Origin of the sequence: Streptomyces sp. HSW2009, assembly GCF_040240285.1 — a bacterium.
In the GTDB taxonomy this organism is placed as follows: domain Bacteria; phylum Actinomycetota; class Actinomycetes; order Streptomycetales; family Streptomycetaceae; genus Streptomyces.
Genome location: NZ_JBEHZD010000398.1, coordinates 1 through 7,584 on the forward strand (window position 1 = coordinate 1; position 7,584 = coordinate 7,584).

At 72.0% G+C, this 7,584-nt stretch carries 9 protein-coding genes; 3 read left to right on the forward strand and 6 right to left on the reverse strand.

The annotated features are described in order from the left end of the window. The coding region (locus AAHZ94_RS24420) for an FG-GAP-like repeat-containing protein (RefSeq protein ID WP_349995248.1) at nt 1–1,024 on the reverse strand (1,024 nt) is incomplete at its 3' end. 226 nt (nt 1,025–1,250) lie between these two features. Between AAHZ94_RS24420 and AAHZ94_RS24425 the strand changes: the two genes are divergently transcribed. Then, a complete protein-coding gene (locus AAHZ94_RS24425; protein ID WP_349995250.1) occupies nt 1,251–1,637 on the forward strand; it encodes a thiol-disulfide oxidoreductase DCC family protein in 387 nt (128 codons plus the stop codon). Between the two features lie 178 nt (nt 1,638–1,815). Here AAHZ94_RS24425 and AAHZ94_RS24430 read toward each other — a convergent pair whose 3' ends face one another. The 3 genes from AAHZ94_RS24430 to AAHZ94_RS24440 form a co-directional block, all read right to left on the reverse strand. Continuing rightward, a complete protein-coding gene (locus AAHZ94_RS24430) occupies nt 1,816–2,628 on the reverse strand; it encodes an SAM-dependent methyltransferase (RefSeq protein WP_349995251.1) in 813 nt (270 codons plus the stop codon). 108 nt (nt 2,629–2,736) lie between these two features. Next, entirely contained in the window at nt 2,737–2,952 is a 216-nt protein-coding gene (locus AAHZ94_RS24435; RefSeq protein ID WP_349995261.1) for a DUF397 domain-containing protein, read from the reverse strand. 44 nt (nt 2,953–2,996) lie between these two features. Beyond that, nucleotides 2,997–3,854, reverse strand: a complete 858-nt coding sequence (locus AAHZ94_RS24440) for a Sco1979 family transcriptional regulator (protein WP_349995253.1) — start codon at nt 3,852–3,854, stop codon at nt 2,997–2,999. A gap of 243 nt (nt 3,855–4,097) precedes the next feature. Between AAHZ94_RS24440 and AAHZ94_RS24445 the strand changes: the two genes are divergently transcribed. Beyond that, complete coding sequence (locus AAHZ94_RS24445) at nt 4,098–4,547, forward strand: ATP-binding protein (RefSeq protein ID WP_349995255.1); 450 nt, start codon at nt 4,098–4,100, stop codon at nt 4,545–4,547. A gap of 115 nt (nt 4,548–4,662) precedes the next feature. On the opposite strand, the gene AAHZ94_RS24450 is transcribed toward AAHZ94_RS24445, so the two are convergent. Then, nucleotides 4,663–4,935: a hypothetical protein gene (locus AAHZ94_RS24450; RefSeq protein WP_349995257.1), complete on the reverse strand. Its 273-nt coding sequence runs from the start codon at nt 4,933–4,935 to the stop codon at nt 4,663–4,665. Nucleotides 4,936–5,220: 285 nt separating this feature from the next. Beyond that, nucleotides 5,221–6,282, reverse strand: coding sequence for an ATP-dependent DNA ligase (locus tag AAHZ94_RS24455; RefSeq protein ID WP_349995259.1), 1,062 nt, complete (start codon nt 6,280–6,282; stop codon nt 5,221–5,223). A gap of 213 nt (nt 6,283–6,495) precedes the next feature. On the opposite strand from AAHZ94_RS24455, the gene ligD reads away from it, so the two are divergent. Further along, complete coding sequence (gene ligD, locus AAHZ94_RS24460; protein WP_349995260.1) at nt 6,496–7,500, forward strand: non-homologous end-joining DNA ligase; 1,005 nt, start codon at nt 6,496–6,498, stop codon at nt 7,498–7,500. Nucleotides 7,501–7,584: the final 84 nt, after the last annotated feature.

The window sequence follows — 7,584 nt, forward strand, 5'->3', positions numbered from 1 at the left end:
CGGGCGGCGCGGGGGTTCGGGCCAGGGGGGGTGGGCCCCCGGCCCGCGCGGGCGGCCCGCCGTACCGCCCCCGACCCGGGCCGCCGCCCCCGGCCACGACCGGGTACTGCGGCTCCCAGTCGGGGTCGTCGGGGCCGACGCTCACCGCACCGCCGAGCGCGAGGTCGGCATAGCCGTCGCCGTCGAAGTCGCCGGCCGCTGCGGTGTGGCCGCCACTCTCCCGGTGCCAGTCGGCGGCGCGGGCCAGGCCGGTGGGGGTGCCGCGGAGCAGGGCCGTGCCGTCGCCTTCGAGCCCGAGCCAGGGCGCCGCCACATCGGCCCGTCCGTCGCCGTCGAAGTCCCCCACGGCGAGCCCGACCACGCTGCTGAAGTGCATGATGCCGGTGTCGGTGAGCCGGGTCAGCGGGGCGGGTGTGCGGCCCGGCGCAAAGGGGCCGCGGGCCAGTGCCAGGGAGTCCACTTCCTCGCCGTCGTTGGCTGCCACCAGGTCAAGGGCCCCGTCGCCGTCGACGTCGGCGCCCGCCCCACCGCGTCCGCCGACGCCCCCGTACGCCCGGGCGCCGGGCAGGTCGGTGGCGCCGCCGGTGCCGGTGGCCGCGCCCCACACGATGGTGATCCGCCCGCCGCCCTCGTACGGGCCGTCCTCGCCCGGCGTGCCGACGACGAGGTCCGCGTAGCCGTCCCGGTTGAGGTCGGCGCTGGCGTGCTGGGTGCCGAACCCGTCGTACGGCTCGGCAGCGCCGGGCACTTCGGGGCTGTTCTGGCTGACGGTCCAGCGCCCACCAGGCTCGACACCGGCCGCCGAGCCCGGCACCACGGCCAGATAGCCGGCACCTTGCTGACCTGCGACGGTGCCGTTCGGCACGCCGATGACGACCTCGCGGTACCCGTCACCGTCGAGGTCGTACGGCTGCGCCGGGCGCGGCGTCGCCGCATGTGCCGTGGGGGCCGCGGCCGGGGTCAAGACGGCGGCGACGACGAGGGCGATCAGGGCCGGGGCCAGGGCGGGGGTGCGCTGGTGCATGGGTCCTCCGACGTGGACAGGGCGAGCCGGACACGGCGCGTTCAGCTTCTCTTCACCCCTGGTTGGGGTGTGGACGGCCGGCTGCTTGCACGAGAGGGGACTGCTCAGCGCCGGCGAGGGTTGTACGGACGGGCGCCGGCCGCCGGGCCCGTACTCCGAGGCCGGCTGCCTGCGGAGTGCGGGCCCGGAGGCCGGCGGTCTTGGCCGGCGGGGCATGATGGGGCGCATGCGGACCCGACCTGTCTTGATCTATGACGGCGACTGCGCCTTCTGTACCCGCTGTGTGGCCTTCGTCGAGCGCCGGGTCAGGCCGCGCTGCGATGTGACGCCCGCACACCTCGCTGACCTGGCCGAACTCGGTACCACCCAGGCCAGGGCCGAGCACGAGTTGCTGTGGGTCACCCCGTTCGGGCGGGTCTACGGCGGGGTGATGGCCGTCGCCAAGCTGCTGCTCAACGCGGGGCGCGGCTGGACCCCGCTGGGCGCGCTGCTCAGCCTGCCGCCGCTGCGGTGGATCGGCCACGGCGTCTACCGGCTGGTGGCGGACAACCGGCAGCGGATGCCGGGTGGCACCGCGGCCTGCGCGGTGCGGCGGCCCGAGGGCCCGAGCTGAGTAATCGCCGCACCGGGCTCCTACGCGGACACCGTCGCGCGGGCCGTCGTCGCCTGAGCCCAGTGCCCCCGGCCGTTCCTTGCCGGCCGGGGGCACCTTCCTTGGTGAGGACGCCCGCCACCCCCGAGGGGGGCGTCCTCGTCTGTGGGGAGCGTCTGTCGCGCTCCCGGTGGGGTGGCTACGGCTTGCGCGCCACCGCGGCGTACAGCGAAACGTCCGCGTCCGTGACGTCGCCGTCGGTATCGGCGTCCGGCTGCCAACGGTGCGGCACCTCGACGCCGGGCTCGACCAGTTCGAGACCGGTGAAGAACCTCTCGACCTCGGCGCGCGAGCGGGTCTGGGCGGGGATGCCACCGCGGTGGTAGACGTCCACCACCCGCGCCCACACGTCGGGGGCGAAGTCCGAGGTGACGTGCGAGATGACCAGATAGCTACCGGAGGCCAGCTCGGCGACCATCCGCTGGACGAGTTCGTACGCCTGGAACTCGTCCGGCACGAAGTGCAGCAGCGCGTTGAGCGACAGCGCCACCGGCTGGCTCATGTCCAGCGTCTCGTGCAGTTCATCGGCCGAGAAGATCTTCTCCGGCTCGCGCACGTCCGCGTGGATGTAGGCCGTACGCCCCTCCCGGCTGCTGCGCAGCAGCGCCTGGGCGTGGGTCAGCACGATGGGGTCGTTGTCGGCGTACACCACCCGCGCCTGCGGGTCCACACCCTGCGCGACCTGGTGCAGGTTGGGCTCGGTGGGAATGCCGGTGCCGACGTCGAGGAACTGGCGGATACCGGCACCGGCCAGGTAGCGGGTGGCGCGGTGCATGAAGCGGCGGTTGGTGCCGGCGCAGATCTTGATGCCTGGGTTGATCTCTATGACCTTCTCGGCAGCCTGCTGATCCACCTCGTAGTGGTCCTTGCCACCGAGGTAGTAGTCGTACATGCGCGCCGGATGCGGCTTGCTGGTGTCGATCCGGCTCGCTGCGCGACCGAGTTCGGTCATCTGGTCCTCCGGTTCCTGATGCTGTCGCCGCCGCGGCCTGGCCTGGGGCTGTGCCCGCGGTGGTGGTGCGGCACTGTCGGGGGTGGGCGGGGGTGGTGCCCGGTGGTGCTAGGTGAGCAGGAAGTCCGCCTGGCCGCCCTTGGCGCCGTGCAGGAACTGCTCCATCTCACGAACGGTGTAGATCAGTGCGGGGCCGTCGGGGTCGGTGGACTGCCGCAGCGCCACCCGCCCGTCGGCAAGCTTCATCACTTCGACGCAACTGCCGCCGTTGGGGCCGCTCCAGGGCTTGCGCCAGCCATCGGTGCCGAGCGCGCTGGCGGGCATCCCGTTGTAGACATGGTCGGTGTCTGCCACGGATTTGTTCACGGTCAAAGCTCCTTGCGAAGGTCACCGAGGAAGGCCCCGGTGCGTGGTGCTGGGACGGCCTGCGTGCCCATGCGGTCCAGGGCTTCGAGGTAGGCCGCCACGTCGGCGCGCTCGTCGAGGTACGAGGCGCTGGTCAGGCCCTCGTTGTAAACGACGTCGGGCAGTTCCGGCACCCGGAACCTGAACAGGTGGAACGGTCCGAACATCCCCGGGTGCGGCCCGGAGCTGAACGGAACGATCTGGAGCGTCACGTTGGAGAGTTCGAGCGATTCGATGAGCCGGTCGATCTGGGCGCGCATCACGTCCGCGTCCCCGACCGGGCGGCGCACCACGGTCTCGTCCACGATGGCCCACAGGCGCGGGGCATCGGGTCCGGTGAGGAGTTGCTGGCGTTCCAGGCGCAGCTCGACCCGGCGGTCGAGCTCTTCTTCACTCGCGTGCGGGAAGCCGACGCGCAGCAGCGCCCTGGCGTAGTCGGCGGTCTGCAACAGACCGGGGACGAAGTGCGGTTCGTAGGTGCGGATGAGGCTGGCCGCGCCCTCCAGGCTGACGTAGAGGCTGAACCAGTCGGGCAGGACGTCGCGGAACCGGTGCCACCAGCCGGGTTGGTTGGCTTCGCCGGCCAACTCCAGGAAGGGCCCCACCTCGTCGTCCGGGACGCCGTAGGTGCGCAGCAACTTCTCCACGTACGGCAGCTTGAGGCCGACCTCGGCCTTCTCCATCCGGCGCACCGTCGTCTGGTTGACGTGCAGCGCCTTCGCCGCCTCCTCGAACGTGACCCCGGCCTTCTCCCGGAGGTCACGCAGCCGCATGCCGAGGACTATCTGCCCGACCGTCGGGGCAGATCGCGCCTCACCCACATCGCACCTCCGCATATGGCTTGTTCAATGCAGTGTGCCACGCTTCCGCTGACACCAACAGACTGCGCTCGCTATTCTGCATTTCGCAGAGTGCCCCTTGCTGACTGAGTGAGGCAGCGATCATAGAGATATGGCCACCCCCCGCTTCACGGTCTTGGCCCGGCGACCCTCCCGAGCCGTCCACTCCTTGTGTTCCGCCCCGCAACACCCCTCCCCCCGCAGGCACATGGAAGGCAAACGGCCGTGATCGCTCCTGACCTGACGCCCACCCCGCTGGCGCCCGGCAGCACCGGCATACCCCCTCGGGAGGCGTTTCACCTCCCGGCCGAGCGTGCGGCGGCCTCCGACGCACGGCACCGCGTCCGCGCATGGCTGAGCCGCAAGGATGTTTCCGAAGACGCACGGGACACGGCCCAGTTGGTGATTTCGGAGCTCGTCACCAACGCCGTCGTACACACCAGCAGCACCTCCATATCCTGCGTACTCCAGGCCGTGCGCGGCCAGTTGCGGATAGAGGTGCGGGATCAGGGCGGCTGCGCCACCCACCCCGTTCCGCGCGACGCCACCATGGGTGACGAGCACGGCCGTGGTCTGCTGCTCGTGGAGACGCTGGCCGACACCTGGGGCGTGGTGCACGGCGAACGAGGAAAGGGCCGCACCGTTTGGGCGGCCCTTCCTGCACACTCCGTCTAGTCCGCCGTACGGCATAAGTCCCGTACGACATTCCATATGTGACGCTACATCAACTCATCACTCACACCGCAGGCGTCTCCCCACCTCCCTGCTTCCGGTCCGCCGGGAGGGTGGGTCAGCCACTGGACATCGCCAGGCCGAGGAGCATGGCCAGCACCAGCGGGACCGCCGCGACGACCAGAGCGGAAGTCAGCAGGCCCATGCGCAGGCCGTGCAGGACGGGGCGCGGGGGAAGCACCCAGCCGACCGCGAACAGCGACGCGGCGAAGATCATGATCACCGACAGTCCGTTGTCGGTGCCCTCCCAGAACCAGACGAACTCCAGCGACAGAAACAGCAGGCCGGTCAGCGAGACGGCCAGGGGCGCCTTCCACAGGGTCGGACGCACGGTGGGGGATGTCGTGTCCTCGGGCATGTCGCCGACTCCATCATGCGCGTGCCCACCGGGGACCTGGTGGGGTACTCACGCCCCGGGGGCGCACGTACTCATGCCAACCAGGCTGTGGAACAGGCGCGTTGATCGCATGGAGGCGGGACGCGGGGGCCAGGTGGTGCGGTGACGTCGGTACGCGGCCGGGGGGAGCCGGTGTCACCCTGGCCTGACGGGGCCCACCCCGCAGGCTGGGTGTCGGACCCACCCCGTACTCCGACCCCGAGCCGGGGGGTGCAGTTCCTAACTACCGAGCACGCGCCGTAGGTCGTAGCTGACGGGCTCTTCCAGTTGGCGGTAGTCACAGCCCTCCGGTTCCCGGTCGGGTCGCCAGCGGCGGAACTGGGTGGTGTGGCGGAAGCGGTCGCCCTCCATGTGGTCGTAGGCCACCTCGCAGACCCGTTCGGGGCGCAGCGGAATCCAGGACAGGTCCTTGCCGCTGCTCCACCGGCTCGGCGCGCCCGGCATCCTGCTGTGCGCGTGGGCGCTCTCCTCGCCCCACTGCGCCCACGGGTGCCCCGCGGCGTCTGCCATCCGCAGCGGCTCCAACTCCCGCATCAGGGCTTCGCGTTGGCGCATCGGAAAGGAGGCGCAGACGCCCACGTGTTGGAGCCGGCCGGCGTCGTCGTACAGGCCGAGAAGCAGCGAGCCGACGACGGGACCGCTCTTGTGCGGGCGCAGGCCGGCCACCACGCAGTCCGCCGTGCGCTCGTGTTTGACCTTGACCATGGTCCGCTCGCCCGGTCGATAGGGAAGATCAGGCCGTTTCGCGATGATGCCGTCGAGCCCGGCGCCCTCGAACTGCTGGAACCACTCGTGTGCGCGTGCCAGATCGGCGGTGACCGGTGCCAGGTGGACGGGGGGCGCGGCGTCCCGCAGGGCGTCGGCGAGTGCCGCGCGGCGCTCCTGTTGCGGGGCTTCGAGCAGGGTGCGGTCCCCCAACGCCAGCAGGTCGAAGGCGACCAGGCTGGCCGGGGTGGACTCGGCCAGCAGCCGCACCCGGGAGGCGGCCGGGTGGATGCGGCCGAGCAGGGCCTCGAAGTCGAGCCGGTCGCCCCGGGTGATGATGATCTCGCCGTCGATGACGCAGCGCTCGGGCAGGTTGGCGCGCAGGGCCTCGACGAGTTCGGGGAAGTAGCGGGTGAGCGGTTTGGTGGAGCGGCTGCCGAGTTCCACCTCGGCGCCGTCCCGGAAGACGACGGCACGGAAGCCGTCCCACTTGGCCTCGTAGTTCATCCCGGGCGGGATCTTCGCCGCGGGCTTGGCCAGCATCGGCCGCACCGGCGGCATCACCGGAAGGTCCATGGTGTGGATTGTGCGGCCCGCGGCCCCGGCGCGCCCGCCGAGCCGGCGTCCCCACACCTTCGCCGAGCGCTTGCCCGGCCCCGCCGACCCCCCGGGGCCGGGCCCCACCACCGAGGCCCCACAACCCAGCCCCACAGCCCGGCCCCGCAGCCCGACCCGCGACCGACACCGCGTCGACAGGCGCGCCGCCCCGTACCGACCTAGCGTGGCTGCATGGGAGAGGCCCTGGAGCTCACGGTCGGTGAGCGCACCGTACGCGTGTCACACCCGGACAAGGTGTACTTCCCCGAGCGCGGGTTCACCAAGGAGGACGTGGTGCGCTACTACCTCGCGGTCGGGGCGGGGGTGCTGCGTGCGCTGCGGGACCGGCCGACGACGCTGGAGCGGTACCCGGACGGGGTAGCCGGCGAGTCGTTCTTCCAAAAGCGCGCGCCGCGCAACCTGCCGGAGTGGATACCCACCGGCCGCATCGCCTTCCCCAGCGGCCGGTACGCGGACGAGCTGTGCCCCACCGAGGTCGCGGCCGTGGCGTGGGCGGCCAACCTGGGCACCTTCACCTTCCACCCGTGGCCGGTGCGCCGCACCGACACCGACCATCCCGACGAGCTGCGCATCGACCTCGATCCGCAGCCGGGCACGGAGTACGCGGACGCCGTGCGCACCGCCCACGAGCTGCGCGACGTCCTGGACGGGCTCGGGCTGCGCGGCTGGCCGAAGACCTCGGGCGGACGCGGGTTGCACGTCTACGTCCCGATCGCCCCGCAGTGGACGTTCGTGCAGGTCCGGCGCAGTGCCATCGCCATCGCCCGGGAGCTTGAGCGCCGTGCGCCGAGCCGGGTGACGACCTCCTGGTGGAAGGAAGAACGGGGCGCGAAGATCTTCGTGGACTACAACCAGACCGCCAGGGACCGGACGATCGCGAGCGCCTATTCGGTGCGCCCGCGCCCGCACGCGCCGGTCTCGGCCCCGCTGCGCTGGTCAGAACTTGACGACGCCCGGCCGCGCGACTTCGACCTGGCGACGATGCCCACCCGCTTCGCCGAGCTCGGCGACGTGCACGCGGACCTGGAGGACCACGCCTTCGACCTGACGGCCGCCCTGGAGCTGGCCGCCAGGGACGAGCGCGACCACGGGCTCGGCGACCTGCCGTACCCACCGGACCATCCGAAGATGCAGGGCGAGCCGAAGCGGGTCCAACCCAGCCGGGCCAAGCACTGAGCGCGGGGCGGGCCGCGGGGGGGGGGGGGCCCCCCCCCCCCCCCCCCCCCCCCCCCCCCCCCCCCCGCCCCCCCCCCCCCCCCC

Bases quoted from the DNA above. Each gene is read 5' to 3' on its own strand.
- AAHZ94_RS24425 (WP_349995250.1), top strand. From the start codon at position 1,251: ATGCGGACCCGACCTGTCTTGATCTATGACGGCGACTGCGCCTTCTGT.
- AAHZ94_RS24430 (WP_349995251.1), bottom strand. From the start codon at position 2,628: ATGACCGAACTCGGTCGCGCAGCGAGCCGGATCGACACCAGCAAGCCG.
- AAHZ94_RS24435 (WP_349995261.1), bottom strand. From the start codon at position 2,952: ATGCCCGCCAGCGCGCTCGGCACCGATGGCTGGCGCAAGCCCTGGAGC.
- AAHZ94_RS24455 (WP_349995259.1), bottom strand. From the start codon at position 6,282: ATGGACCTTCCGGTGATGCCGCCGGTGCGGCCGATGCTGGCCAAGCCC.
- ligD (WP_349995260.1), top strand. From the start codon at position 6,496: ATGGGAGAGGCCCTGGAGCTCACGGTCGGTGAGCGCACCGTACGCGTG.